General features: G+C 65.2%; 30 protein-coding genes. 22 read left to right on the top strand and 8 right to left on the bottom strand.

Features of this window, described 5'->3' with window-relative positions; translation table 11 throughout:
• Positions 1-61 precede the first annotated feature (61 nt).
• Together gshB and L288_RS27420 are read left to right on the top strand one after the other, a co-directional pair.
• Entirely contained in the window at positions 62-1,036 is a 975-nt protein-coding gene (gene gshB / locus L288_RS27425; protein ID WP_021237364.1) for a glutathione synthase, read from the top strand.
• 64 nt (positions 1,037-1,100) lie between these two features.
• Complete coding sequence (locus L288_RS27420; RefSeq protein WP_021237363.1) at positions 1,101-1,700, top strand: DedA family protein; 600 nt, start codon at positions 1,101-1,103, stop codon at positions 1,698-1,700.
• Positions 1,701-1,742: 42 nt separating this feature from the next.
• Here the strand turns inward: L288_RS27420 and L288_RS27415 are convergent, their stop codons facing one another.
• Positions 1,743-2,636: a tyrosine recombinase XerC gene (locus tag L288_RS27415; protein ID WP_021237362.1), complete on the bottom strand. Its 894-nt coding sequence runs from the start codon at positions 2,634-2,636 to the stop codon at positions 1,743-1,745.
• 116 nt (positions 2,637-2,752) lie between these two features.
• Here L288_RS27415 and L288_RS27410 point away from each other — a divergent pair, with 116 nt between their 5' ends.
• The 5 genes from L288_RS27410 to L288_RS27390 all read left to right on the top strand — a co-directional run bounded on the left by L288_RS27410 (position 2,753) and on the right by L288_RS27390 (position 7,084).
• Positions 2,753-3,631 carry an MBL fold metallo-hydrolase gene (locus L288_RS27410; RefSeq protein ID WP_031304036.1) on the top strand — a complete coding sequence of 293 codons (879 nt, stop codon included), beginning with the start codon at positions 2,753-2,755 and terminating at the stop codon, positions 3,629-3,631.
• Entirely contained in the window at positions 3,616-4,335 is a 720-nt protein-coding gene (locus L288_RS27405) for a DUF4230 domain-containing protein (RefSeq protein WP_021237360.1), read from the top strand. The genes L288_RS27410 and L288_RS27405 overlap by 16 nt, the downstream gene beginning before the upstream one ends.
• A gap of 41 nt (positions 4,336-4,376) precedes the next feature.
• Positions 4,377-5,363 carry a quinolinate synthase NadA gene (gene nadA / locus L288_RS27400; RefSeq protein WP_021237359.1) on the top strand — a complete coding sequence of 329 codons (987 nt, stop codon included), beginning with the start codon at positions 4,377-4,379 and terminating at the stop codon, positions 5,361-5,363.
• Positions 5,364-5,451: 88 nt separating this feature from the next.
• A complete protein-coding gene (nadC, locus tag L288_RS27395; RefSeq protein WP_021237358.1) occupies positions 5,452-6,294 on the top strand; it encodes a carboxylating nicotinate-nucleotide diphosphorylase in 843 nt (280 codons plus the stop codon).
• Positions 6,287-7,084 (top strand): ribonuclease T2, encoded by a 798-nt coding sequence (locus L288_RS27390; RefSeq protein WP_021237357.1) that lies wholly within the window; start codon positions 6,287-6,289, stop codon positions 7,082-7,084. The genes nadC and L288_RS27390 overlap by 8 nt, the downstream gene beginning before the upstream one ends.
• Positions 7,085-7,093: 9 nt before the next feature.
• Here L288_RS27390 and L288_RS27385 read toward each other — a convergent pair whose 3' ends face one another.
• Genes L288_RS27385 through L288_RS44085 form a run of 3 tightly spaced genes read right to left on the bottom strand, consistent with a single transcriptional unit; the run spans position 7,094 to position 9,159 of the window.
• Positions 7,094-7,516 (bottom strand): DUF4112 domain-containing protein, encoded by a 423-nt coding sequence (locus L288_RS27385; protein WP_021237356.1) that lies wholly within the window; start codon positions 7,514-7,516, stop codon positions 7,094-7,096.
• Positions 7,517-7,534: 18 nt separating this feature from the next.
• Complete coding sequence (locus L288_RS27380; protein ID WP_021237355.1) at positions 7,535-9,031, bottom strand: ABC transporter substrate-binding protein; 1,497 nt, start codon at positions 9,029-9,031, stop codon at positions 7,535-7,537.
• Positions 9,028-9,159 carry a hypothetical protein gene (locus L288_RS44085; protein WP_269077971.1) on the bottom strand — a complete coding sequence of 44 codons (132 nt, stop codon included), beginning with the start codon at positions 9,157-9,159 and terminating at the stop codon, positions 9,028-9,030. Before L288_RS44085 ends, L288_RS27380 begins: the two co-directional genes overlap by 4 nt.
• A gap of 45 nt (positions 9,160-9,204) precedes the next feature.
• On the opposite strand from L288_RS44085, the gene L288_RS27375 reads away from it, so the two are divergent.
• Both L288_RS27375 and L288_RS27370 read left to right on the top strand, forming a co-directional pair.
• On the top strand, positions 9,205-10,143 hold the full coding sequence (locus tag L288_RS27375) for a right-handed parallel beta-helix repeat-containing protein (protein WP_021237354.1): 939 nt from the start codon (positions 9,205-9,207) through the stop codon (positions 10,141-10,143).
• 263 nt (positions 10,144-10,406) lie between these two features.
• Complete coding sequence (locus L288_RS27370; RefSeq protein ID WP_021237353.1) at positions 10,407-10,610, top strand: hypothetical protein; 204 nt, start codon at positions 10,407-10,409, stop codon at positions 10,608-10,610.
• Between the two features lie 65 nt (positions 10,611-10,675).
• On the opposite strand, the gene L288_RS27365 is transcribed toward L288_RS27370, so the two are convergent.
• Entirely contained in the window at positions 10,676-11,206 is a 531-nt protein-coding gene (locus L288_RS27365; RefSeq protein WP_021237352.1) for a porin family protein, read from the bottom strand.
• Positions 11,207-11,441: 235 nt separating this feature from the next.
• Positions 11,442-12,839, bottom strand: a complete 1,398-nt coding sequence (locus L288_RS27360) for a helix-turn-helix domain-containing protein (protein ID WP_021237351.1) — start codon at positions 12,837-12,839, stop codon at positions 11,442-11,444.
• 136 nt (positions 12,840-12,975) lie between these two features.
• Here L288_RS27360 and L288_RS27355 point away from each other — a divergent pair, with 136 nt between their 5' ends.
• The 7 genes from L288_RS27355 (at position 12,976) to grxD (ending at position 18,067) form a co-directional block, all read left to right on the top strand.
• Positions 12,976-14,568, top strand: a complete 1,593-nt coding sequence (locus tag L288_RS27355) for an isocitrate lyase (RefSeq protein WP_021237350.1) — start codon at positions 12,976-12,978, stop codon at positions 14,566-14,568.
• A gap of 22 nt (positions 14,569-14,590) precedes the next feature.
• Positions 14,591-14,743 (top strand): hypothetical protein, encoded by a 153-nt coding sequence (locus L288_RS43600; protein WP_021237349.1) that lies wholly within the window; start codon positions 14,591-14,593, stop codon positions 14,741-14,743.
• A 139-nt stretch (positions 14,744-14,882) separates the two neighbouring features.
• Positions 14,883-16,337 (top strand): 3-isopropylmalate dehydratase large subunit, encoded by a 1,455-nt coding sequence (gene leuC, locus L288_RS27350; protein WP_021237348.1) that lies wholly within the window; start codon positions 14,883-14,885, stop codon positions 16,335-16,337.
• 109 nt (positions 16,338-16,446) lie between these two features.
• Positions 16,447-17,040: a 3-isopropylmalate dehydratase small subunit gene (gene leuD, locus L288_RS27345; RefSeq protein WP_021237346.1), complete on the top strand. Its 594-nt coding sequence runs from the start codon at positions 16,447-16,449 to the stop codon at positions 17,038-17,040.
• 57 nt (positions 17,041-17,097) lie between these two features.
• A complete protein-coding gene (locus L288_RS27340) occupies positions 17,098-17,421 on the top strand; it encodes a DUF1476 domain-containing protein (RefSeq protein WP_021237345.1) in 324 nt (107 codons plus the stop codon).
• 20 nt (positions 17,422-17,441) lie between these two features.
• Complete coding sequence (locus tag L288_RS27335) at positions 17,442-17,675, top strand: BolA/IbaG family iron-sulfur metabolism protein (protein WP_021237344.1); 234 nt, start codon at positions 17,442-17,444, stop codon at positions 17,673-17,675.
• Between the two features lie 59 nt (positions 17,676-17,734).
• Positions 17,735-18,067: a Grx4 family monothiol glutaredoxin gene (gene grxD / locus L288_RS27330; protein ID WP_021237343.1), complete on the top strand. Its 333-nt coding sequence runs from the start codon at positions 17,735-17,737 to the stop codon at positions 18,065-18,067.
• An 18-nt stretch (positions 18,068-18,085) separates the two neighbouring features.
• Here grxD and hemW read toward each other — a convergent pair whose 3' ends face one another.
• A complete protein-coding gene (hemW, locus tag L288_RS27325; RefSeq protein ID WP_031304035.1) occupies positions 18,086-19,258 on the bottom strand; it encodes a radical SAM family heme chaperone HemW in 1,173 nt (390 codons plus the stop codon).
• A gap of 164 nt (positions 19,259-19,422) precedes the next feature.
• Here hemW and L288_RS27320 point away from each other — a divergent pair, with 164 nt between their 5' ends.
• The 6 genes from L288_RS27320 to L288_RS27295 all read left to right on the top strand — a co-directional run bounded on the left by L288_RS27320 (position 19,423) and on the right by L288_RS27295 (position 25,016).
• Entirely contained in the window at positions 19,423-19,626 is a 204-nt protein-coding gene (locus L288_RS27320; RefSeq protein WP_021237341.1) for a DUF4169 family protein, read from the top strand.
• Between the two features lie 145 nt (positions 19,627-19,771).
• Positions 19,772-20,695, top strand: coding sequence for a hypothetical protein (locus tag L288_RS27315; protein ID WP_152522045.1), 924 nt, complete (start codon positions 19,772-19,774; stop codon positions 20,693-20,695).
• A gap of 148 nt (positions 20,696-20,843) precedes the next feature.
• Positions 20,844-22,061 carry an argininosuccinate synthase gene (locus L288_RS27310; protein WP_021237339.1) on the top strand — a complete coding sequence of 406 codons (1,218 nt, stop codon included), beginning with the start codon at positions 20,844-20,846 and terminating at the stop codon, positions 22,059-22,061.
• A 177-nt stretch (positions 22,062-22,238) separates the two neighbouring features.
• Positions 22,239-22,880, top strand: a complete 642-nt coding sequence (locus L288_RS27305) for an EF-hand domain-containing protein (protein ID WP_031304034.1) — start codon at positions 22,239-22,241, stop codon at positions 22,878-22,880.
• Between the two features lie 70 nt (positions 22,881-22,950).
• Entirely contained in the window at positions 22,951-23,670 is a 720-nt protein-coding gene (locus L288_RS27300) for a response regulator (RefSeq protein WP_021237337.1), read from the top strand.
• Positions 23,667-25,016 (top strand): sensor histidine kinase, encoded by a 1,350-nt coding sequence (locus L288_RS27295; protein WP_021237336.1) that lies wholly within the window; start codon positions 23,667-23,669, stop codon positions 25,014-25,016. Before L288_RS27300 ends, L288_RS27295 begins: the two co-directional genes overlap by 4 nt.
• Positions 25,017-25,114: 98 nt before the next feature.
• Here the strand turns inward: L288_RS27295 and L288_RS27290 are convergent, their stop codons facing one another.
• Positions 25,115-26,170 (bottom strand): flagellar motor protein MotB, encoded by a 1,056-nt coding sequence (locus L288_RS27290; RefSeq protein WP_021237335.1) that lies wholly within the window; start codon positions 26,168-26,170, stop codon positions 25,115-25,117.
• Between the last annotated feature and the right edge of the window lies 1 nt (position 26,171).

The following is a 26,171-nucleotide window of genomic DNA, read 5'->3' as shown; positions in this document are numbered from 1 at the left end:
GCGCAACACGCGTTTCTCGACTGCGCTCGAAACGAACGGAGCTTGTAAGAAGGCTTTTTGGATGACCCAACTCAACCCTCTCACCGTCGCCGTGCAGATGGACCCGATGGAAGGGATCAACATCAAGGGCGATTCCACCTTCCACATCATGCTGGCGGCGCGGGCGAGGGGGCATCGCCTCTACCATTATCTCGCGCCGGACCTAACCTATCGCGACGGCCGCGTGCTGGCGAAGGCGCATCCGGTGAAGGTGCAGAAGGTGGAGGGCGACCATTATGCCTTCGGGGAGCCGGAACTGCTCGACCTTGGCCGCGATGTGGACGTGGTCCTCATGCGGCAGGACCCGCCCTTTGACCTCAGCTACATCACCGCCACCCATCTGCTGGAGCGGGTGCAGCCCGAAACGCTGGTGGTGAACGACCCCGCCTCCGTCCGCAACGCGCCCGAAAAGCTGTTCGTGCTCGACTATGCCCGTTTCATGCCGCCGACCATGATCACCCGCGATCTGGCGGAGGTCAGGAGCTTCCTTGCCGAACATGGCGAGATCGTCGTCAAGCCGCTCTATGGCAATGCGGGCAACGCCGTCTTTCATGTCGGGCAATCCGGCGCGAACCTGTCGGCGCTGGTGGAACTGTTCAACGCCTCATGGGTCGAACCCTTCATGGTTCAGGCCTTCATCCCCGGTGTCGCGCAGGGCGACAAGCGCATCGTGCTGGTGGATGGGGAGGTCGCGGGCGCGATCAACCGCATTCCCGGCGCTGGCGAAATCCGCTCCAACCTTGCGGTCGGCGGATCGGCCGCGCGGACGGAACTCACCGACCGCGAACTGGAAATCTGTGCCGCCATGGGCCCGGAACTCAAGCGGCGCGGCCTGCTGTTCGTCGGCATCGACGTGATCGGCGGCGAATGGCTGACCGAAATCAACGTGACCTCGCCCACCGGCATCGTATCGATCGACGCGTTCAACGGCACTGATACCGGCGGCATGATCTGGGATGCCATAGACGCCCGCCTGGCCGCACGGGTGGCCGCCTGACTGGAACGGCGCATCACGCTCCCGCGAAGGCAGGAGCGCAGGGCAGCGCCGGGCGGCGTGAAGGATGACCCAATGGGTCCTGCACCTCATCGACGCGGGCGGCTACTGGGGCATCTTCGTCCTGATGATCCTGGAAAATGTCTTTCCGCCGATCCCGTCCGAACTGATCATGGGCATCGGCGGCATCCGGGTCGGCCAGGGGCGCATGGCGATGGAATGGCTGCTGCTCGCCGGGACCGTGGGAACCACCGTCGGCAACTATTTCTGGTATCTGGTGGGCCATATCCTGGGCTTTCACCGGCTCAAACCCTTGGTCGATCGCTATGGCCGCTGGGCCACGCTGGAATGGAGGGATGTCGAAAGGCTTGACCATATTTTCGGCAAATATGGCCAGATCGTCGTCTTCGTCTTCCGCTTCCTGCCCGCCTTCCGCACCATGATCTCGCTACCGGCGGGGCTGTTCCGCATGGGCCATGTCAGGTTTCTCGCCTGGACGGCGGGCGGCGCGCTGATCTGGAACATCATCCTTGCCTATGCGGGCTATGTGCTGGGCCAGAATTTCCGCGATATCGACAAATATGTTGGTCCCGTCGCCACCGCCTGCGTGGTGGGGGCTATCGCGCTATATCTGTGGCGCCTCGCGACATGGAAACCGAGGGGGTGAGCCAAACGCTCTCCCGCCTTTGTTATCTATGGCATCATCCGATCACGCCCGGGGATGCGCATGCCGGTACACATCCAGCAGATGCGCCGCATCCACCTGCGTATAGATTTGCGTCGACGACAGGCTGGCATGCCCCAACAGTTCCTGCAACGATCGTAAGTCCGCTCCGCGCCCCAGCAGGTGCGTCGCGAAGCTGTGGCGCAGCGCATGCGGCGTCGTGCGTTCCGCCAGCCCCAGCCGTCCCCGCGCGCCCTGCACCGCCCGCCGGATGATCGCAGCCGATAGCGGACCGCCCCGCGCCCCCCGGAACAGCGGCTCCTGCCGCGCCACCGGATAGGGGCAGGCCGCGACATAGGCCTCGATCGCTGCGCGCACCTGCGGCAGCAGCGGCACCATCCGCGTCTTGCCGCGCTTGCCCGTCACCCGCAGCGTGTCGCCCAGGGGCAGGACATCGCCCATCAGCCCCATCGCCTCGCCGATGCGCAGCCCCGCGCCGTAGAGCAGCAGCAGCACCGCCCAATCGCGCGCGCCGATCCATCCCTCCCGCGCCGTTTCAGCGATATCGCTCGCCAGCGCCACCGCTTCATCGGGCGACACCGGCCGGGGCAGCCCGCGCTTGACCTTCGGCCCCTTCAGCAGCGGCACCTGCGCATCCGCGCCGCCGATGAACTTCAGGAAACCGCGCACCGCCGACAATTCCCGCGCCGCCGACACATTGCCGATCCCGTCCATGCGCCGCGCCGCTAGGAAAGCGCGCAGGTCCGCCTGACCAATGCCCGCGATGCTTGCCGCCGTTACCGTTTCCCCGCGATGCTCCTCCAGGAAAGCGATCAGCCGCTCCGCCGTCGCCACATAGGCGCGCACCGTGTGCGTTGACCGCCGCCGGTCTAGCGCCAGATGACTTCGCCATGCTTCCACAAGATCCCGCACGTCCATTCTCCACGTCCGTTCGTGTCGAGCGGAGGCAAAGACAGTAAGCCAGCGCCGCCCCAAACGGAATCCCCGATGCTTCCGGGCCTTGAAAATCCCCGTCAGATGGGCACATGGAGCGCATGGCAACTGCTCCCGATCCTGCCGGAATGCCCACCGGCACGCTGCTCCAGATGTCTCCGCGCATCGGCCGCGTCCTCGCGCCCAATCCGTCGCCCTTCACCTATACGGGAACGCAGACCTATCTGGTGGGCACCAGCGATCTCGCCGTCATCGATCCCGGCCCGGACGATGCGGACCATCTCGACGCGCTGCTCGCCGCAATCGGGGGCCGCCCTGTCCGCGCGATCCTGTGCACCCATACCCATCGTGATCACAGCCCGGCGGCCCGGCCGCTTTCGGCGCAGACCGGCGCGCGCGTCACTGGCTGCGCGCCCCTGGTTCTGGACGATGACGGCCCGCGCGCCGACGCCGCCTTCGACCCCTCCTACCGGCCCGACCGTGTCCTCGCCGATGGCGAGCAGGTGAGGGGCGAAGGCTGGACGCTGGAAGCGCTGGCGACGCCCGGCCATACGTCCAACCATCTCTGTTTCGCTCTGGCGGAGGAGAATGCCCTGTTCACCGGCGACCATGTAATGGGCTGGTCCACCAGCGTCATCTCGCCGCCCGATGGTGACATGGCTGACTATATGCGCTCGATGCAGCGGCTGCTCGACCGCGACGACGCGATCTACTATCCCGCCCACGGCGATCCGGTCGAAAATCCGCGCCGTCTGGTGCGCGGCATGATGGGCCATCGCAAGCAGCGCGAAGGGCAGATAATGCGCTTTCTGGAGCGCAACGGGGCCAGCACGATCCCGGACATGGTGGCGGAGATGTACAAGGGCATCGACCCGCGGCTTCATTCCGCCGCCGGGCGATCCGTGCTGGCGCATTTGATCGATCTGGACGGACGCGGGCTTGCCGCGTCCGCTGGGGATGGGCTGTGGCGGACAGCCTGAAACGCTATGCCGGTCCGGCCGCTGCCGCGCTGCTGATCCTGCTGCTGGGCGGGGCGATGCTGGCGGGATGGCAGCGTTATAATCGCGACTATGTGGTCAGCGTCGAGGATGATGGATCGGCGGTGACAAGGATCATTGCGGAAAAGATTTCCGGCGCAGCGAGCCTGCGCGTGTCGCAACTGAACGGCACGATCCAGAGCACGGCGCGCGACGTGCGCGGTTTTGGCTGGCTGAAATCCGACCAGGTGGTGAAGATGCCCTATTCGGTCGATTATTTCGTCGACCTGTCGGGGCTGTCCGCAAGCGATCTGGAATGGGACGAAGGCAGCCGCACGCTGATCGTCAACGCGCCTGATGTGAAGCCGGGCAAACCCAATCTGGATGAAGCGCGCCGCACGCTGGTGCGCACCAGCGGCCTGTTTGTGACGCGGGAGGCCGGCGAGGCGCTGAGCCGTCAGGCGTCGGCCCATGCAGAGGTGCGCGCCCAGGCTTCAGCGCGATCGCCTGAGCGCATGGCGCAAGCGCGCGAATATGGCCGCGCGGCGATAGCCAGGCTGATGGCTGCGCCGCTTAGCGCCATGGGCTATGATGGGGCGCGGGTGCTCGTCACCTTCCCGCCCGAACGCAAGAACGGCAATCGCGAGCAGTGGGACGTCACCACGCCGATCAACGAGGTACTGGCCAATAAGCGGCAGGAGCGTTAGGGCGCGCCGCAAGCCCTGAATGGCACCGAGGAGTTAGGGACATGAACGCCATCACCGGAATCCCGCAGGGGACTGACCTGCGCGCAGAGATCGACCGGCTGCGCAAGGAACGCAATGCCGTCATCCTTGGCCATTATTATCAGAAGCCCGAAATCCAGGACCTGTCCGATTTCGTGGGCGACAGCCTGGAACTCTCGCGCAAGGCGGCGGAAACGGATGCGGATGTCATCGCCTTCTGCGGCGTCCGCTTCATGGCGGAAACGGCGAAAATCCTCAGCCCCGAAAAGATCGTGGTGCTGCCTGACATGGACGCCGGATGCAGCCTGGAGGACAGTTGCCCGCCCGCTCAGTTCAAGGCGTTCCGCGAAGCCCATCCCGACCATATCGCGCTCAGCTACATCAACTGTTCGGCCGAGGTGAAGGCGCTCAGCGACATCATCGTCACCAGCTCGTCCGCCGAAACGATTCTGAGCCAGATCCCGCGCGAACAGAAGATCATCTTCGGCCCCGACAAGCATCTGGGCGGCTATCTCAAGCGCAAGTTCAACCGCGACATGCTGCTGTGGCCGGGCGTCTGCATCGTGCATGAAGCGTTCAGCGAGACCGAATTGCTCAAGCTCAAGGCGCAGCATCCCGATGCGCCGATCGCCGCGCATCCCGAATGCCCGCCCTATATCGTCGACCATGCGGACTATGTGGGATCGACCAGCGGCATCCTGCAATATGCCAAGACGATGCCCGGCGACACGCTGATCGTCGCGACCGAACCGCACATCATCCACCAGATGCGCAAGGCGGTGCCGGAAAAGAATTTCATCGGCGCGCCGGGCGCGGACGGCAACTGCAACTGCAATGTCTGCCCCTATATGGCGCTCAACACGATGGAGAAGCTCTATCTGGCGCTGCGCGACCTCCAGCCCCGGATCGAGATGGACGAGGATCTGCGCCTCGCCGCCAGGAAAAGCCTCGACCGTATGCTGGAACTCGCCAGCGGCACCGTTGGCAAGGGCGACGTAGGCAACCGTTGAGCCGCATGCTCCTGCGAAGGCAGGAGTCCAGTTCAGCCATTCCAGCCGGATTCCCGCCTTGCGGGAACGGCAAGTTTCAGGAAGCGCCATGACCTTCTCCCTCCCCGGCTTCGACCTCGACGCCTTCGTCGCCTCCACCCTCGCCGAGGATCTGGGGCCTGATGGCCGCGACGTCACCAGCGAGGCGGTGATCCCCGCCGACGCGGTCTTCGACGGCGTGATGGACAGCCGCGACGCGGTGACTCTGGCGGGCCTGCCGATTGCCGCCGCCTTCTTCCGCGCGCTCGACCCGCAGGTGGAGATCGAGCTGCTGCGTCAGGATGGCGACCGCGTGCCCGCTGGCACCGACATCATGCGCATCCGTGGCAAGGCCCGCGCCATGCTGACGGCGGAGCGTTCGGCCCTCAACACCGTCCAGCACCTGACCGGCATCGCCACCATGACGCGCGCCTATGCCGACGCGATCCTGGGCACGGGCGCGACCTTGCTCGACACGCGCAAGACGATCCCCGGCCTTCGCGTGCTGGAAAAATATGCCACGCGTCAGGGCGGTGCGACCAATCACCGCATGGGCTTGTGGGATGCGGCGATGATCAAGGACAATCATGTCGCGGTCGCGGGCTCCGTCGGGGAAGCCGTTCGCCGCGCCGCTGCTGCCGGGATCGAACGCATCATCGTGGAGGTCGATCGGGTCGACCAGATCGAACCGGCGCTGGCGGCCGGGGCCACGCACCTGCTGCTCGACAATATGGACGCGCCCACCCTGCGCGGCGCGGTCACGCTGGTCGGCGGACGCGTGCCGACCGAAGCGTCAGGCGGCGTCACGCTCCAGACCATCCGTGCCAAGGCGGAAACCGGCGTCACCTATATCAGCGTCGGCCGCCTCACCCAGTCGGCCCCCGCCGCCGACATCGGCCTGGACTTTGCCTAAGAGCCTGCTGGCCCTGCTGCTGCTCGTAATGCCGGTCCCCGCGCTGGCGCAGGCGGCCTATTGCTCCATCCCGCAGCAGGTGCCGCGCCCCCGGCCCGAACCACCGCCAGCGGGCGAGCCGCGCCGCCTGATCCCGGCCGCGGGCTATACCCTCGCGCTCAGCTGGTCGCCGCAATATTGCGCCACGGCGCGCGGGGCTGACAGCGCCTTCCAATGCAGCGGCCGCAACGGCAGGTTCGGCTTCGTCCTGCATGGTCTCTGGCCGGAGGGTAAGGGGAGGGATTGGCCGCAATATTGCCGACCTGCCGATCTCCTGCCCCGCCAGATCATCCGCCAAAATCTGTGCACCACGCCTTCCGCCCAGCTGCTCCAGCATGAATGGGCCAAGCACGGCACCTGCATGACGACGCGGCCAGAACTATATTTCAACCTCGCCCGCGCCTTCCACGACGCGATACGCTATCCGAACATGACGCTGCTCACCCGGCGCAAGAGTTTGACCGTGGGCCAGTTCGCCGCTGAATTCGCCCGCGCGAACAAGGGGTTGAAAGCTGACATGATCCGCGTCAGGACCACGCGCGGCGATTGGCTCAGCGAAGTGTGGCTCTGCATGGACCGGGCGATGGAATATGCCCGCTGCCCCGTCCATCAGCGCGGCGCGCCCGCAGGCGCAAGGCTGCGCATTCAGCCCGGCCCCAACATCCTGCCAGTCAGAAGCCGCGCCGCGCCCGCGCCGCGCCCGTCCCTGAAGCTGGACCTTGATCCGAACGCCAGGGTTCCGGCGGACTGACAACGGACCTCAACCCTCGATCGTCACGGTGGAGGGATGATGCTTGTCCAGATGCCTGCGGATGATCCGCAAATTCTTCGTGTTGGACTTGAACAGAAAGTCGAACACATCGCCAGCGAAGGGAATGGCGCCCACCACAGTGTCGAAGCCGACATTAGCCGCCATGCGCGCCAATTGCCATTTGGGCATGCCCAGATTGCGCGCTTCCCACACGATCCATGCGCCCATCGCGGCGGTCGCCACATCGCCCACGACGGGGATCAGGCCCACCAGACTGTCCAGCCCCACGCGCCGGTTGGTGCCGGGGATGACGAACAGGCCCTCCAGCATCGCTTCCATAGCCTCGATCCGCCGCCGCACGGATGCGGCGTCGCGGCCAAAGCCGGGAAGGTCGCGCACCATCCGGTCGAACTGATCTTGCGACAAAGCCATGCCCGTTCCTCCTGAACCCTAATTGGGGCTGGGGAACAGGTGGTTCAATGGGTGCCGCGCGCGGGGGGAAGGGGTGAAGCCCGTCAGGCGGCGCGCCACCAGCGACCAACGCACTGGCGCGCCGAGCGCGATATAGCCGTTATGCGCCTGCATCAGCGCTTCGGCCTGCGCCACCCGCGCCATCCGCTCCGCCGTGCTCGTCGCCAGGCTGGCCGCTTGCAACTGCGCGTCGGCCTGCGCGGAGCAATGCACCTTGCGCGCGCAGCCAATGCGGCCAAGATACCAGAGCGCGCTGTCATAAGCGGCGACTTCGTCCACCAGCCGCAGGTCGGCCTCGTCCTTCAACTCCACCCGCTCCGCCGCCAGCCCGATCAGCCCCAGATCATGGCGCAGCAGCGCGAACAGGGTGGTCGCGCCCGGTCCCTTGGGCAGGGCTATTTTCAGCACGGGCGGATCGCCATTTTCGCCGCGCCAGCGGGCGACGGCCGCCCGCGCCCGTGTCCGCCGCTCCTCCAGCGGCATCCCCGCCCAGGCGGGCCGCGCAGGTGGAGCGGGCAGGTCGATCTGGGCTGGCACGATCTGCTCCGTCACCGCCCATCCGCCCAGCGGGAACAGCTTGGGCAACTGGCTGCGGTCGATCGCCATGTTGATCGCCAGCCGCACATCGTCATCGTCCAGCAGCTTGCCCTTGCCCGTCACGGCCAGCCCCATCAGCCCCTGCACCGGATCTACCCGCACGGCGTCGCGGTCGACGCCCGCTGGCACCAGCAGCGGCAGGTCGGTGAAGCGCCCGCCCAGCACCATGTCCGCCGCGCCCTGGCGAAAGCGGATGACGGCCATCGCCGCCCGCTCCGCCTGCAGGATGCGCGTGCGCCACGGCGCAGGCGCGCCTTCTTCATCCTCGTCGCCGGATTCGGGCTCGATCGGGGTCAGCAGCAGCGCCTTGCCCCAGCGTTTTGAACGATAGGGGCCGGTGCCCCCGTCGCGGGACAGTATCGCCATTTGCGGCTGCGCCAGCATTTGCAGCAGGAAGGGGCGGGGTGCTCCCAGCCTGATCTCGATCACCTCGCCGGTCATCGGCACTACCGCTTCCACCACGTCCAGCGGCCCTTCGGGGTCCAGCCGCCGCAGCGCATCGATCCGCGCCGTCAAGAGCCGCGCCACGTCGCTGGCGGTCACCTTGTCGCCATTGGCCCATAGCGCGCGGCGCAGGCGGAAGATGTAGCTGCGGCCGTCATCCTCCACGATCCAGCGCTGCGCCAGCGCGGGCAAGATGTCACCGCTGGCGTCGAACGCCACCAGCCCTTGCGCCGTCGCCTCCAGCATCAGCTTCGCCGCGGGCGCGGGCAGATGGTTCAGAGGCTTGGCCAGTTCCGCTGGCGTGCCGATCACGCTGACGGCCACCGGCCCGCTCGCCTTTTCCGAACAGGAACCCAGCATCGCCGCTCCGGCCGCCGCGGCGCCAGCGGCCAGGCAGGTCAGGATCGGACGGGGCAGGGATGCAGGCAGGGTCATGACGCGCCGTAGGAGTAACCCGCCCGCGCGCCGCCGCCAACCCGGTGCGGCGCGGTAAAGCCGCCCGCTGCCATTTTCATCATCACGCCCAAAGCTGTCCCATCGCGGAACAGCATTTTGTTAACCATGAGTCTGCATTGGCCGGGCCAGTTCAGGGGCCTATGCCATCCCTCATGCGTATCCTCTCCACGACCCTGCTCGTCTTCGCCGCCGCTGGCGCCACCGCTCTTGCGCAAGGCAGGCCGACGCCCTTCACTATCGAGGAAAGCGGCAGGGGCTATGCCTCGCTTGGGGAAGCGGTCGCGGCGATCGGCGGGGGTAGGGGAACCGTGCTGATCGCGCCCGGCACCTATGCGCAGTGTGCCGTGCAGGAAGCGGGCGAAGTCACCTTCCGCGCGCGGACGCCCGGCACCGTGATCCTCGATGGCGTACCATGCGAGGGCAAGGCGGCGCTCGTCCTGCGCGGCCGGGCCAGCGTCGTCGACGGCATCGTCTTCCAGAATCTGCGCGTGCCAGATGGCAATGGCGCTGGCATCCGGCTGGAAAACGGCAATCTCACCGTCACCAACAGCCTGTTCCGCAACAGCGAGCAAGGCATATTGAGCGGCGACGGCCCGCAGGCCAGCGTCACCATCGACCGTTCGACCTTCCGCCATCTTGGCCGGTGCGACCGCGACCTGGACTGCGCCCACGGCGTCTATATCGGCCGCTATGGCAGCCTGAAGGTGACGCGATCGCGCTTCGACCAGGGCGATGGCGGCCATTATCTGAAAACCCGCACGCCCCGCGTCACCATCACCGACAACAGCTTCGACGACAGCGGCGGCCACCTCACCAACTATATGATCGACCTGTCCAACGGCGCGAGCGGAGAGATCAGCCGCAATGAAATGGTGCAGGGTAAGGACAAGGATAATCACAGCGCCTTCATCACCGTTGCGCCGGAAGGGCGGGAGAATGACAGCGCGGGCCTGTCGATCCTGAACAACAGCGCCTCCTTCGTGCCGGGTCTGGACCGCAACAGCAGCTTCGTTGCCAACTTCACCGATGATGCGGTGCGGATCGGTCCCAATAAGCTGGCCAGCGGCATCAAGGTTTCGGATCGGCGCTGAGGGGCGTCCGGCTGGATGTCCGCCCGGTTCGGACCGCCTGAACCAGTCACTTGCCTCACCATTCCCTTTTCGGCATCACGCCGTAATCGGCACCACCTCTCCCCGTTCGGGCTGAGCTTGTCGAAGCCTGTCCTGAGCGCCTGCTGCAAGCAGGCAGTCTAAAGCCCATTCTTCTGCAATAAGCAGGCCGTGCCTGTGTCAGCCTGCTCGGAACCTCAGGTAAGGCAATGCCAATTCCCGTCGCCATGCTATAGCTCGGCCCCATGCACACCACCTACGGATCGGCGACCGTCCGCCTCTATCATCTCAGCGATGCTCAGGAAGGCGGCGCCGCCACCACATTATTCTACGGCTCTCTCGACGAGGCGATGCGCATCGCCGCTCAGCAGCCGGAGGATGTGCAGGACGGCCTGTTCCTTGCCACCGACAATGACGTGATCGCCTATCTCGACCTGATCGGCGACTGATCCACGCACAAAAAAGGGGCGCCGATGAGGACGCCCCTTCCTTTTTCAAAGCGCTAGGCTTCCGATCAGAAGCGGTAGCCCAGGATCAGGGCAGCCTGATGGCGCTCCGGCTTGGTGCCGGCAATGCGCTCATAGCTCGAATAGCGATATTCGGCGCGAGCGATGAAACCCTGGATGGTGGTTTCCACGCCTGCGCCCAGACGGTAGCCGTCCAGCTTGACGCTGTCGTCATCCACGCGGCTTTCCAGACGCGCGTTGGTGTAGCCGCCCTTGGCGTACAGCAGCACGTTGGGGACGACTTCGCCGCCGACGCGGACGCCTGCGTACAGGTCGCGGTCCGTGCGGGCGAGGCCTTCCTTCACGTCGGAGTCGGAATATTCGCCTTCGAGACCGAACACGGCGCCGTTGACGTTGATGTCATAACCGATCACGCCGCCATAGAGCAGGCCGCTGTCATGATCGTCGGCATTGAAGTCGAAATGGTCGAGACCGACGACGCCACCGATATAGGGGCCCGAAAAGGGGACGGCGTCCTGCGCCATGGCAGGGGCGGTGACGCTGGCGAGCAGCAGCGCGGAAGCGATGAGCTTTTTCATAGTGGGTTCTCCTCCTGAGTTCGTTTTCCCACGAACGGGCGCGGTTTAGAGTCGTTTCCGGCGTCCCGTAAAGGCGAAGAAACAAGATCTTAATGCATTTGCACAAATGGCTGTGGCAATCTTGCACCAGTCTTGAAATGTGCATGCCACGTTCCAAGGCTACCCTTTTCCCGCAGGAATCAGCGATTTTTCCCTGCCTTGGAAAGGGCCTTACAGCGCAAAAAATGTATTGGTCTTATCCGTCCGAAAAGCCGAAGGGCGCATGGCCGCGACGGAAATCCTCGGGCAGCAGGTCGCGTCCGATGGGCGGCGCGGACCGTGCGAGGCACCGGCTGCGGTGGCACAGGCGGCACGTCACCCCCACCGGCGTGGGCTCGGACGGCGGCAGGCCCTGCGCATAGATCAGCCGGTGCGCATGTTCGGCAGCGCACAGCAGCGCCACCGCCCGTTCGACGCGCGGCATGCCCCATCCGCCGCCGCCTGCGCTCACCGTGCGCGCGATCGAGAAGAAGCGCTGGCCATCGGGCAGCTCCAGCCATTGCGTCACCACCTCGCGCGGGCGGCCGAACAGTTGGTGCACCGACCAGAGGGGGCATGAACCGCCATGCCGCGCAAAGGGAAAACCCGCGCCGTCCAGCAGCTTGCTGATATTGCCCGCCGGATCGACCCTCAGGAAGAAGAAGGGCACGCGCTCCTGCCCCGGTTTTTGCAGGCTGGTCAGGCGGTGCGCCACCTGCTCGAAACTCGCGCCGAACTGCCGCGCCAGCGCTTCCACATCGTAGCGCCGCGCCTCCACCGCCTTGGCGAAGGCGGCATAGGGCATAAGGATGGCCGCCGCGCCATAGCTCGCCAGCGCGCGCCGCGTGAGCCGCCGCCCGCCATCGCTGACGAACTGCCCCTCTTTCAACAGTGCATCGATCTCGCCCCGCATCTCCAGATAGGCGACCTGCTGCGCCAGTTGAAAGTTGCCGCTTGCCTCGTCCAGCGTGTCGTCGATCAGCACCGCGTCGCGATGCCGGTCCAGGCGGCGCATCGATCCCGCCATCACCTCCGAAGGCAGCCGCCTGACCCGCAGCCCATGCCTCGTCTTGAGCCATTGGGGCATGCCCCCGGCCTGGGCGACTTCCGCCGCCAGCCTCTCGCCCGCATCGTCCAGCAGCGGGAAGCTGTTGCGCCGCGCCGCGATGAAGCGCCGCGCTTCGGCCACCGGATCGGGCGCGGCCGCATCGCCGCTCGCCACGCCGCCGCGATCCGCCAGGGTCAGCTGCTCCTCGCGATAGGCGGTGTGCAGCCGCAGCAGCGCTTCGGCAAAGCCGGGATAGTTGACCGCCACATCCTGCATCGCCAGCGCGGGCAGGTCGATATCGGCGAACATCGGCTCCTTCAGCGCCGCTTGCAGCCGCGCCGTCTGCTCGGCACCACCATCCCCTGCCAGTTCGCTCATGTCCATGCGATAGGTGCGCGCCAGCCGCAGCAGCATATCGGCGGTCAGAGGCCGCTGGTTCCGCTCCAGCAGCGCGACATAGGAAGGGGATATTTCCAGGTCAGCCGCCATGTCCGCCTGAGTCAGTCCCAGTTCGCGCCGCAGCCTCCGCAGGCGCGGTCCCATGTAAACGGGTCTGTCCTTGGCCATGTCCCACCGTTCCTGTGCAAAGCTGTACAACTTTACACAGTATGCTTGTAAAGTTCCACAACTGAACCTCACGCACCCTGACGCCGCGGGAAAGGAGGCGTTACGCCCATTCCATCCAATCAGGGAATGAGGGACCATGACCTACATACAGGAAATCGCGAAGGCGGACGGCATCATCGGCGGACAGGCGCATTGGCAGGGCATCGCCGCCGAGCCGGTCGCGCGCATGCGCCTGCAAAACCGCTTCCGCACCGGGCTCGACATCGCGCGCTATACCGCCGCCATCATGCGCCGCGACATGGCGGCCTATGATGCCGATCCCGCCAACTACACCCAGTCGCTGGGCTGCTGGCACGGCTTCATCGGCCAGCAGAAGATGATCAGCATCAAGAAGCATTTCGGCACGACGAAGGGCAGATATCTCTATTTGTCGGGCTGGATGGTCGCCGCGCTGCGCAGCGAATTTGGGCCGCTGCCCGATCAGTCGATGCATGAAAAGACCAGCGTGCCCGCGCTGATCGAGGAGCTTTACACCTTCCTGCGTCAGGCCGACGCCCGCGAACTGGGCATGATGTTCCGCGATCTCGACAAGGCGCGGGAGGACGGCAACGACGTCGAGGTCCAGCGCCTTGCCAATGCGATCGACCAGTATGAAACGCACATAGTGCCCATCATCGCTGACATAGACGCGGGCTTCGGCAATGCGGAGGCGACCTATCTGCTCGCGAAGAAGTTCATCGAGGCGGGCGCCTGCTGCATCCAGATCGAAAATCAGGTCTCGGACGAAAAGCAGTGCGGCCATCAGGACGGCAAGGTCACCGTCCCGCACGAGGATTTCCTGGCGAAGATCCGCGCGGTCCGCTACGCCTTCCTTGAACTTGGGGTCGATGACGGCATCATCGTCGCGCGCACCGACTCGCTGGGCGCTGGGCTCACCAAGCAGATCGCTTACAGCCGCGAGGAAGGTGATCTGGGCGACCAGTATAACAGCTTCCTCGATGTCGAGGAGGTGACCGACCTTTCCAGCCTGCGCGGCGATGTCGTGCTGGCGCGCGGCGGCAAGCTGTTCCGCCCCAAACGCCTGCCGTCCAACCTCTACCAGTTCCGCAGCGGCACTGGCGAGGACCGGGTTGTCCTGGACTGCATCGCCTCGCTGCAAAATGGGGCCGACCTGCTGTGGATCGAAACGGAAAAACCGCATATCGACCAGATCGCCGGCATGGTGGACCGCATCCGCGCGGTCATCCCCGACGCCAAGCTGGTCTATAATAATTCGCCCAGCTTCAACTGGACGCTGAATTTCCGTCAGCAGGTTTTCGACCGCTGGCAGGCGGAGGGCCGGGACGTCAGCGCCTATGATCGCGCGAAGCTGATGAGCGCGGATTATGACGCGACCGACCTGGGGCGGGAAGCCGATGAGAAGATCCGTACCTTCCAACGGGACGCGTCAGCGCGCGCTGGCATCTTCCATCACCTCATCACCCTGCCGACCTACCACACGGCGGCGCTCAGCACGGACAATCTCGCCCGCGAATATTTCGGCGAAGCGGGAATGCTGGGCTATGTCGAAGGCGTCCAGCGCAAGGAAATCCGACAGGGCATCGCCTGCGTGAAGCATCAGAATATGGCGGGCAGCGACCTTGGCGATGACCATAAGGAATATTTCGCTGGCGAAGCGGCGCTCAAGGCGGGCGGCGCGCACAACACCATGAACCAGTTCGCGGCATGAAGCACGAAAGAAGGAGGACGAAATGACTGAACCTGCACGGACGCGCGCGGTCTTCTCGACCGAGGATTTCTCGCTGCTCAAGGCGGCGGTGGCCGATTATATGCAGAAGGTGAAGGATACGCCGGAATCGGTGAAGTTCGCCAATCTCTATCATCGGCTCGGCCGCCTGCGCTGATTGCCCCCTTGCCGGTGACAGAAGCCCGCTGCCGCTATTCCGGGCGGCGGGCTTCTGGCTGCTATGACGCGCAGGGGCAGCCGTCACAGCAATATTGCCTCTTCCGCCCGGCCCGCTCTGGGTCTAGGGGGATGTTGTTATGGTCAAGCCCCGCACGCTGTATGAAAAGATCTGGGACGCGCATGTCGTTGAACGCCGCCCGGATGGAACCTGCCTCATCTATATCGATCGCCACCTCGTTCATGAGGTGACGAGTCCCCAGGCGTTCGAAGGCCTTCGCCTTGCCGGGCGCAAGGTGCGCCGTCCCGACCTGACGCTCGCGGTGCCGGATCATAATCTGCCCACGACGCCGCGCCGCGATGCGCAGGGCAATCGTATCCCGATCGCCGATCCCGAAAGCGCGCAGCAGCTTGCGGCGCTGGAAAGGAACGCGCCTGAATTCGGCGTGCGCCTCATCGGCGACGCGGACCTGGAACAGGGCATCGTCCATGTCGTAGGTCCCGAACAGGGCTTTACCCTGCCGGGCACCACGCTGGTCTGCGGCGACAGCCACACCAGTTCGCATGGCGCGCTGGGCGCGCTGGCATTCGGCATCGGCACGTCGGAGGTGGAGCATGTGCTCGCCACCCAGACGCTGCTGCTGAAACAGTCGAAGACGATGGAAGTCGTGGTCGAAGGCGAACTGGGCTTCGGCGTCACGCCCAAGGATGTGGCGCTCGCCATCTGCGGCCGCATCGGTACGGCGGGGGGCACCGGCTATGTCATGGAATATCGCGGCTCCGTCTTCCGCGATATGTCGATCGAGGGGCGGCTGACCGTCGCGAATATGTCGATCGAGGCGGGCGCGCGCTCTGGTCTGTTCGCGCCGGATGAAAAGACCTTCTCCTATCTCAAGGGCCGTCCGCTCGCTCCCAAGGGCGCTGCATGGGATGCCGCCGTCGCCTATTGGAAGACGCTGCACACCGATGAGGGCGCCGTCTTCGACAAGAGCATCGTCATCGACGCGGCCGATATCGTGCCCAACGTCACCTGGGGCACCAGCCCCGAAGATGTGGTGCCGGTCACCGGCGTCGTGCCTGACCCGGAAAGCTTCGCCGACGCGTCCAAGCGGGCCGCCGCGCAGAAGTCGCTCGACTATATGGGCCTCACCGCCGGGCAGCGGATGGAGGATGTGACGGTCGAGCATATCTTCATCGGCAGTTGCACCAACAGCCGGATCGAGGATCTGCGCGCCGCCGCCGCCCTGCTCAAGGGCAAGCATATCGCCAGCGGCATCAAGCAGGCGCTGGTCGTTCCCGGATCGGGACTGGTCAAGCAGCAGGCGGAGGCCGAAGGGCTGGACCGCGTCTTTACCGAGGCCGGGTTCGAATGGCGCGAGCCGGGCTGCTCCGCATGCCTTGGCATGAACCCGGACAAGGTGCCCGCGGGCGAACGCTGCGCCTCGACCAGCAATCGCAACTTCATGGGGCGGCAGGGGCCCGGATCGCGGACGCATCTCGTCTCGCCCGCCATGGCCGCCGCCGCCGCCATCACCGGACATCTGACCGACGTGCGGGAACTGCTGGAAGAAAAGAGGGGAGAGGTGGTCGCATGAAGAAGGTATTCTGGCTGCTGGCGCTGGGCGCGCTGGCCAGCGCCGCCATGGCCGCAAGTCTGGGGCGCGCGGAAGACCGGGCGGACCAGCAGGCGGGGCAGGCGCACTGATGGACAAGCTGACTGTCGTTGAAGGCCGCGCCTATCCGTTCGGGATGAAGAATGTCGACACCGACATCGTCATCCCTGCGCATTGGCTCAAGACCATCTCGCGCTCCGGCCTTGGCAAGGGCGCGTTCGAGGTGCTGCGCAAGGAACCGGGCAATGTGTTCGACGACCCGGAATATGCAGGCAGCCCGATCCTGATCGCGGGCGATAATTTCGGTTGCGGGTCCAGCCGCGAACATGCCGCCTGGGCGCTGGCTGACCTGGGCATCAAGGTCGTGATCGCGCCCAGCTTTTCGGACATTTTCTCCGGCAACGCCTTCAAGAACGGCATCCTGACCGTGGTCCTGCCGCAGGAAGCGATCGACCGGCTGATGGAGGTGGCGCAGACCGACCCCATCCATGTCGATCTGGAGCAGCAGACGGTGACGACGCAGTTTCAGGATCGTTTTCAGTTCGAAATCGATCCCTTCCGCAAGCATTGCCTGCTGGGCGGGCTGGATGAAATCGGCCTCACCTTGGGTCAGGCGGACACGATCGGCGCCTATGAAGCCAGGGCGGCCGGGGAACGGCCCTGGCTCGTTCCCGCCGTTGCCTAAGCGCCGCGAGCTTCCTATTTCGCTCTTTAGTTTATCCTCATTCTTGCAGGGCACAGCATGACGACTTTCGATGACCGTGAAAAAGCCTTTGAAAACATGTTCGCCCATGATCAGGAGATGCAGTTCCGCATCCAGGCGCGGCGCAACCGGCTGCTGGGCGAATGGGCCGCCGCCAAAATGGGGCTGACGCCGGAAGAAACCGACGCCTATGCCAAGGCGGTGGTGCAGGCCGATTTCGAGGAAGCGGGCGACGAGGACGTGATCCGCAAGCTGCTGGGCGACATGACCCAGGCCGGGCTCGACATCGTCGAAGCGGACGTGCGCGCCGCGCTTGAGGAAAAGCAGGTCGCCGCCCGCCGCCAGTTCATCGAAGCGCAGTAAAGCAGCAGGAGCCTTCCGCGATGCCGATGGCCGCTGACGAAATCGCCGACATGATCCGGGCCGCCATCCCGGATGCGGAGGTCGAAATCACCGACCTTGCCGGTGACGGCGATCATTATGCGGCGCGCGTCGTGGCGGAAAGCTTCCGGGGCATGAGCCGCGTTGCCCAGCAGCGCGCCGTCTATGCGGCGCTGGGCGGGCGGATGGGGGGCGTGCTCCACGCCTTGCAACTGACTACGGCCGTTCCCAACTAACGCCCTATATTTTCATGAGCGTCCGGCTGGACCGGCGCGTGACAAGAATGGATCGACCCATGACCGACGCCGTCCACCAGCGGATCGCCGACATCGTGAACAGCAATGATGTGGTGCTGTTCATGAAGGGAACGCCCCTGTTCCCGCAATGCGGCTTTTCCAGCCGCGCCATCGCCATCCTCGATCATCTGGGCGTCGCCTATGAAACCGTCGACGTTCTCCAGGACCAGCTGATCCGTCAGGGGATCAAGAGCTTTTCCGACTGGCCGACCATCCCCCAGCTTTATGTGAAGGGTGAATTTGTCGGCGGCAGCGACATCATGATGGAAATGTATGAGGCTGGCGAGCTTCAGCAGCTTCTGTCCGAAGGCGGCGTCGCCTCCGCCAACTGATTCTCTCGCCCGCGATCGTCAGACTGTGACGATTTCGGGCAGGATCGCATCCAGCAACAGCATCCCGGCAGGCGTCACGCGCAGCCGGGGGCCTTCCCGGCGGAGCAGGCCCAGCGCCGCCAGCCGGGCGATCGCGCCTTCATCCACCAACTGTTCGACCTGCCGTTCCGCCAGCCGCGCGATCCGGTCGAGATCGACCCCTTCGGCGAGGCGCAGGCCCATCAGCAGCGCCTCGCGCCCCTTGCTGGCGGCGTCCAGCACCTCTTCGCTCTGCAACCCATGGCCGTTGCGGCTCACCGCGCTGATCCAGTTTTCCGGTTTCCTGTGCCGCAGCGTCGCCATGCCCGCCCGCCTGCCATGCGCACCGGGGCCGATGCCCGCATAATCGCCATAGCGCCAATAAGTGAGGTTATGGCGGCTCTCCTCGCCCGGCCGCGCATGATTGCTGATCTCATAGGCGGGAAGGCCCGCAGCCTGCGTCATCGCCTGCGTCATCTCATAGAGCGTCGCACCATGGTCGGGATCGGCGGGCGTCAGCTTGCCCTGCGCCGCCAGCGTTGCAAATCGCGTCCCCGGCTCAATCGTGAGCTGGTAGAGCGACAGGTGCCCGGTGCCCAGAGACAGGCCGCGCGCCAGTTCCGCTTCCCAATCCGTCTCGCTCTGTCCCGGCCGCGCATAGATGAGGTCGAAATTGACGCGATCGAACACGGATTGCGCTACGTCCAGCGCCGCCAACCCCTCCCGCACATCATGCGCCCGGCCGAGGAAATGCAGCGCCTCGTCCTCCAGCGATTGCAGCCCCAGCGACACGCGGTTCACCCCCGCGGCGGCAAGGTCTGCGAAACGCGCTGCCTCCACCGAACTGGGGTTCGCCTCCAGCGTGATCTCTATTCCGGGCGCCAGCGTCCAGCGGCGCGCCGCCGCATCGATCAGCGCGCTCACGATCGCGGGCGGCATTAGCGAAGGTGTCCCTCCGCCAAAGAAGATGGACCCCAGAACCCGCCTTTCGTTCAGCGCTGCCTCATGGGCGAGGTCGCTCAGCAGCGCATCGCGCCACGCAGCGTTATCGATCTCCGCCCGGACATGGCTGTTAAAGTCGCAATAAGGACATTTCGAAACGCAAAATGGCCAATGCACATAAAGCGCCATCGGTTCGGAGGAGGGCGCAGAACGGGATGGGGGCGAGGACATGGGCGAGGGCGCTCTTAGACCGCTTTGTGCCGCGCGGCCAGCGATAGCGGCGAGGCGCTTGCGGATCACCATCTGGCGGAAGGGTCAGGCTCCGGTTACCTCGGTCCAATTATCTGATTCGCTTGTTTCCATGGAAGGCGGCGCATCGGCTTTAAGGAGGCAGGATGGGCGAGGTCATCAATCTGCGGCAGGCTCGCAAGGCAAAAGCCCGCGCCGAAAAGGAACGCACGGCGCAGGCGAACCGCGCCAAGTTCGGCCGCACCAAAAGCGAGCGCGAGCTTGAGCAGCGCGAGGCAAAGCGCCAATCCAATCAGCTTGAACAGAGCAAGCGTGATCCCCAGGACTCTGGCGATGATGGCAAGGAATAGATCGCGCCTTTTCTATGGGTTCACGATGAATATCTGTTCACATCGACTTAATGAAGAACGGTTCACCGGCCTAAAGGATCATCTGGTCCAAAATCTGAAGGTTCTCATGTGCTAAATTGATCGGGATGAGAGTTCTTCTTGCACTATGAGAGGATATATTCAGAAAATTCGCCCCGCTGGCTCCGCGATTGCCGCTGTTCTGGCCCTTGGTTCCACTTATGCCTTTGCGCAGGAAGCGCCTGCTCCAGTTGCGCCTCCGCCAGCGGCGGTGATCGTGCCGCCCCCGGTCGCGCCCGTGCCCGCCCCGGCGGAGGCCCAGCCGATGGTGCAGCCGACCGCTCCGGTCGAGGAGCGAATCGCCGCGGCCCGCGCCGCTGCCGAACAGGAAGCGGCCGAGAGCGCTCCAGCCCCAGCCGCTACGCGTGAAAGCCGGGTCAGCCGCGCCACGCCGGTTCAAACGCCCGCCGCTGCTCCCGTGGCCGAGCAGCGCGCGACACCGCCTGCGCCTGCGCCCGCCACCACTGTACCTGTCCGCAGCGTAAGCGCAGCCGAACCGGCTCCTGCTGTAGTGCCCCCCGCTGCCACCGATCGCGTGGCGGAAGAAAGCGCCGTCACGACCGATTGGACGCTTCCCGCCGCGCTTGGCGCGGGCGCGCTCTTGTTGCTGGGTTTGGGCGCGGCCGCCTTCATGCGCCGCCGCCGTGCAGCAGTGAGCGAGCCCGAAGCGGACCTGCCGCTCCATGCGCCGGAGCCTGTCGTGGCACCCGCGGCACCCGCCGTCCGGTCTCCGCTCGCCCAGCCGATGCCATCGGCCACCGCTCATGGCGATCTCGCCGCCATGGTGGCCGCTCCGCCAAGCGCGGAAAATCCCTTCCGCACCCGTCACAATCGCATGCGCCGGGCGCGGTTCCTTCTTGCCCAGCAGGAAAACAGGGCAAATATGCACAGGCCAGCGCAAATCGCTCCGGTCCCGCCGCAGACCATCCATACCGAACCGCAGATGCAGACCGTCTATCGCATGGGTGGCGATCGCAGCCGCCGGATGAGCTTCAGGCCGCAGACGCGCTAAGCTGTTCGATCACCCAGGAAAGGGGCGATGGCGATTGCCGTCGCCCCTCCGCATGCGCATTCGCCTTCGATTCGGTTGCACTCAGGGCCGACCCCTGATACCGGCGCGCCGGTAATTTCGCGCCAGTTTGAAGGAAGGCCGCTCCACCATGTCCGATAAGATCAACCGCATTGTCCTGGCCTTCTCGGGAGGGCTCGACACCAGCGTGATCCTGAAATGGTTGCAGCAGACCTATGGTTGCGAAGTGGTGACCTTCACCGCCGACCTGGGACAGGGCGAGGAACTGGAGCCTGCGCGGCAAAAGGCCAAGCTGATGGGCGTGCGCGACGAACATATCTTCATCGACGATCTGCGCGAAGAGTTCGTCAGGGACTATGTTTTCCCGATGATGCGCGGCAATGCCCTTTATGAGGGTCTGTATCTGCTGGGCACCTCGATCGCGCGCCCGCTGATCGCCAAGCGGCAGATCGAGATTGCGCGGCAGGTCGGCGCTGACGCCGTCAGCCATGGCGCGACGGGCAAGGGCAATGACCAGGTCCGCTTTGAACTGGGCTATTACGCGCTCCAGCCCGATATCAAGGTGATCGCGCCGTGGCGGGAATGGGACCTTACCAGCCGCACCAGGCTGATCGAATTCGCCGAGCAGCACCAGATCCCGATCCCGCGGGACAAGCGCGGCGAAAGCCCGTTTTCGACCGACGCGAACATGCTGCACACCTCGTCCGAGGGCAAGGTGCTGGAAGATCCGTGGGAAGAAGTGCCCGACTATGTCTATTCGCGCACCGTCAACCCGGAGGATGCGCCCGACGCGCCGGAATATATCACTATCGATTTCGAGCGCGGCGATGGCGTGGCGATTAATGGCGAGGGCATGAGTCCGGCGACGCTGCTCGAAACGCTGAACGAATATGGCCGCAAGCATGGCATCGGCCGTCTCGATCTGGTCGAGAACCGCTTCGTCGGCATGAAGTCGCGCGGCATGTATGAAACGCCGGGCGGCACCATCTATCATCTGGCCCACCGTGGCATCGAGCAGTTGACGCTGGACCGTGGCGCCGCGCATCTGAAGGACGAACTCGCGCCCCGCTACGCCGAACTCATCTATAACGGCTTCTGGTTCTCGCCCGAACGCGAGATGCTCCAGGCAGCGATCGACCACAGCCAGGAAAAGGTGACCGGCACCGTCCGGCTGAAACTCTACAAGGGCGGCGTGCAGGTCGTCGGGCGCAAATCGCCTTATTCGCTCTACAGCGAAAAGGTGGTGACGTTCGAGGATGACGCGGGCGCCTATGATCAGCGCGACGCGGCAGGCTTCATCAAGCTCAACGCGCTGCGCCTGCGGCTGCTGGGACGGCGGGACGGCTGACGGGAGAATGGCAGGGGAGGGGTGATGCGCGCCCCCCTTCATTCCATCATCATGCGCGTTACAAATTACGACAATTTCCGCCGTGACATGACAAGTTTGCGGGACAAGTCTTGCTCATAAGGGGTTTCAGGAACGGCGATGGCCGTTCGTCACACCCTTTATGAGGAAGAGAAGAAAATGATCCGCAAATTTTTTGGCACGGTCGCGGTTGGATCGCTGTTCGTCGGCGGTCTCGCGGCTTCGCACATGGCCCTGGCGCAGCCGGGCCCCGGTGGCCCTGTCGGCCGCCATGGCGGCATGATGGCAATGGCCGACACGAACAAGGACGGCAAGATCAGCAAGGCTGAACTGACCGCCGCTATCGACGCGCGCTTCGTGAAGATGGACGCCAATCGCGACGGCAAGCTGACGAAGGAAGACCGGGAAATCAGCCGTCAGGCGCGGCTTGACCAGCGCTTTGCGGCGCTGGACACCGACCGCAATGGCCAGATCAGCAAGGCCGAGTTCACCGCCGGGCATCAGGCGCGGTTCGACCGGCGCGATGGTGATAGCCGGAATAGTGAAGGCAAGCGCTTCGGGCGCGGCGGCCATCATGGCCGTGGCGGCGGCATGATGTTCGGCGGCCCCGGCCGCGGCGAGGCGATGAAGGACGGCGCGCTGACGCGGGCCGAATTCCTGGCCGGGCCGCTCGCCATGTTCGACAAGGCCGACAGCAACAAGGACGGCTTCGTCACCGCTGACGAGATGAAGGCCGCCCGCGCCGCGATGCGCAGTGAATGGCAGGCCCGCCGTGGTGCGGACGCCGCGCCGAAGAACTGACAGCCGGGGAAGGGTGAAGGCGGCGTCCTTCACCCTTCCAACCCGCAGATAGTCATGACAGATATCCCCCATGAGTGAAAAACCCCACCTGCTGCTCGTCGACGATGAGCGTTCGATCCGCGAACCGCTGGCGCAATATCTCTCGCGCAACGGCTTTCGCGTGACCGCCGTCGAAAGCGCCGCGGAGGCGCGGGTGCGGCTCAACGCCAATGCGATCGACCTCGTGATCCTCGACATCATGATGCCGGGGGAGGACGGGCTGTCGCTCTGCCGCCATATCCGTGAGACGAGCGAGATTCCCGTCATCCTGCTGACCGCCAGGTCGGAGGAGACCGACCGCATCGTCGGGCTGGAGATGGGGGCGGACGATTATGTGCTGAAACCCTTTTCGCCGCGCGAACTGGTGGCGCGCATAAAGGTCATCTTCCGCCGCGTGGCGACCGGCGGCCAGCGGGTGACGGCCCCGGACGGATCGACCTACGCCTTTGCGGGCTGGCTTTTGAAGACGCAGGAGCGGGTGCTGGTGGATCAGGAAGGCGTGGCGCTGCCGCTGTCCACGGCGGAATATAATCTCATGCTCGCCTTTGCCACGCGGCCCAATCAGGTGCTGAGCCGGGACCAGTTGCTCGACATCACCCAGGGGCGTGAGGCCAATGCCTTCGACCGGGCGATCGACAATCAGATCAGCCGCCTGCGCAAGAAGATCGAGCCCGATCCCAAGAATCCGACGCTGATCAAGACCGTATGGGGCGGCGGCTATACGCTGTCCGCTGATGTGAGGAAGCTGTGAAGCGTCTCCGCCTCTGGCCGCAAAGCCTTGTCGGCCAGATCATCATTCTGGTTGCGATCGCGCTGTTCGTGGCGCAGGCGATCAACTTCGGCCTGCTGCTGCGGGAGCGTAACCGGTTGACGCTGACGGCGCAGACCGCGCCGGGCGTCTATCGCATCGTCGATGCGCTGGACAGCCGGGGCGAGCCGCCTGAGCGCGACCGCCCGCCGCGCGCGCGCTTCCTTGACAGGGCGCCGGTCCTGACGGGCGAGCATCGGCCGGATGTGGAACGCCGTGCCATGGTGATGTTCGCCGATGTCGGGTTGCCTGTGCGATCGGTACAGGTGGTCGAGCAGGACCACGCCATGCCGCTGCGCCGCTGGGAACGGGTGCGGATGCGCGCGATGGGCGATCTGCGTGACGGCCCGCGAGTCGCGCGGCTGACGATGGCGGCGGAATATGCGCCCGGCAAATGGGTGGTCACTCAGTCGCGCATGGGCGACCGGCCGCCGCGCTTTGGCGGATGGCTGATATGGCAGACGCTGATCCTTTATGCCATCGTGCTGCTGCCACTATTGTGGGTCGGGCGGCGGCTCGCGAGACCGCTGGGCCAGTTGACGCGGTCGGCGCAACAGTTCGCGCGTACCGGATCGGCTGACCCGGTGGAGGAGCGCGGGCCCGGCGACGTGCGGCAACTGACCACCGCTTTCAACGCAATGCGCAGCCGCATCTTCGCCATGCTGGACGAGAAGGACCGGATGCTCGGCGCGATCGGCCATGACCTGCGCACGCCGCTCGCGTCGCTGCGGGTGCGCGCCGAATCGGTGGAGGATGAAGGCGAACGGGCCCGCATGTCGCAAACCATCGACGAGATGAACCGGATGCTGGAGGATATCCTCTCGCTGGCGCGCGCCGGGCGGAGCACCGAGGCGGCGCAGAAGGTCGATCTTGCCGCGCTGGCCGATGCGGTGGTTGAGGATTTTGTCGAACTTGGCTCGCCCGCCACCATGGCCGACAGCGATCGCGCCGTGGCGTCGGTGCGACCCCAGCAGATTCGCCGGGCGCTGCGCAACCTCATCGAAAATGCGATCGTCTATGGCGACCGCGCGCATGTGTCGGTGGTGCGGGAAGATGGCGCGATCCGGCTGGCCGTTGCCGACGATGGGCCGGGGATCGCCGAAGACCGGATGGAGGAGATGATGGAGCCCTTCACCCGCATGGAAGGCTCGCGCAACCGCGAGACCGGCGGCGCAGGCCTTGGCCTCGCGCTGGTGCGCGCGATCATGGCGGAGCATGGCGGCGCGCTGAAACTCGCGAACCGGCCCGGCGGCGGACTGGAAGCAAGCCTGGTGCTGCCCGCATCATAAAATCCCCCCATCAACGATGGGGAGGGGGACCGCCGCAAGGCGGTGGAGGGGAATGGCCCCCTCCCGTCAGCGCTTGCCCTGCGCCCTCCGAAAAATCATCAATGCTTGCCCGGCTTGCTCGACGTTCCCGCCGCTGCCGGGTTGATCAGTTCCACGCCGGAGGGAAGGCCCGTGCCGCCCATGTCGATCTTGGTGGCTTCGGTTCGCGCCACCGTCTTCGGATCGTCCCGTTCGCGGATGGCCGCCTTGGTCTCCTCGTCCAGCGCCTCATCGTCCGTGCCGGAACCGCCGCCATGGGTCCAGCCCAGGATGATCGACATGCGCCGGTTGCGCGGATCGTAGACATTGCCCTTGGCGAAGGGTTCGCGGTCGGCGACGCCTTCTATGCGGGCGAAGCGGTCGTTGCCGATGCCGCTCGCCGCCAGCGTCTTGCGCGTGGCTTCCGCGCGGGCGGAGGAGAGCATCCAGTTGTTCATGCTCTGACCCGCGCTATAGGGCAGGCCGTCGGTATGGCCGCGCACGATCAGCGGATTGGGCATGCCGCGCACGACGCCCGCCACTTCGCTGACCAAGGCGCGGGCCTCGGGCAGCAGGCGATCGGTGCCCATGGCGAACATGGCGAAATTGGCTTCGTCGATCAGGTCGATGCGCAGCCCCTCGCGCGTTTCGGTGAAGCGGACGTTGCGGCGCAGCTTGTCGAGGCCCTTCTTGCGGGCCATGCGCGCCTCCAGTTCCTTCTTCACCGCTTCGAACTTGGCGCGGTCTGCGGCGCGCGTGGCCTTGCCGCCCTGATCCTTGGTCCCGGTCGCGTCACGCGGGATGGTGATGGCGAGATTGCCCTGGCCGCCGGTGGTCGGATAATTTTCCTTGCTAACCATGGAGTCGCCGCCGAACAGGCCGCTTGAACCGGCCGAAGCCATCTTCAATTCCACCAGCGTCGGCGTGAAATAGTCGGCCAGGCCCTTTCGCTGCTTTTCCGTGGTCGCGCCCAGCAGCCACATCAGCAGGAAGAAGGCCATCATCGCCGTCACGAAGTCGGCATAGGCGACCTTCCACGCGCCGCCATGATGGCCGCCATGGCCATCGACGATGATCTTCTTGACGATGATAGGCCGTGGTTCAGGCTCGTTCCCGCCGCGTTTCTTTTCCGCCATG

The organism is Sphingobium quisquiliarum P25 (assembly GCF_000445065.1).
GTDB lineage: Bacteria > Pseudomonadota > Alphaproteobacteria > Sphingomonadales > Sphingomonadaceae > Sphingobium > Sphingobium quisquiliarum.
Note: the sequence above shows the minus strand (reverse complement) of the source record. Positions and strands in the feature narration are given on the sequence as shown.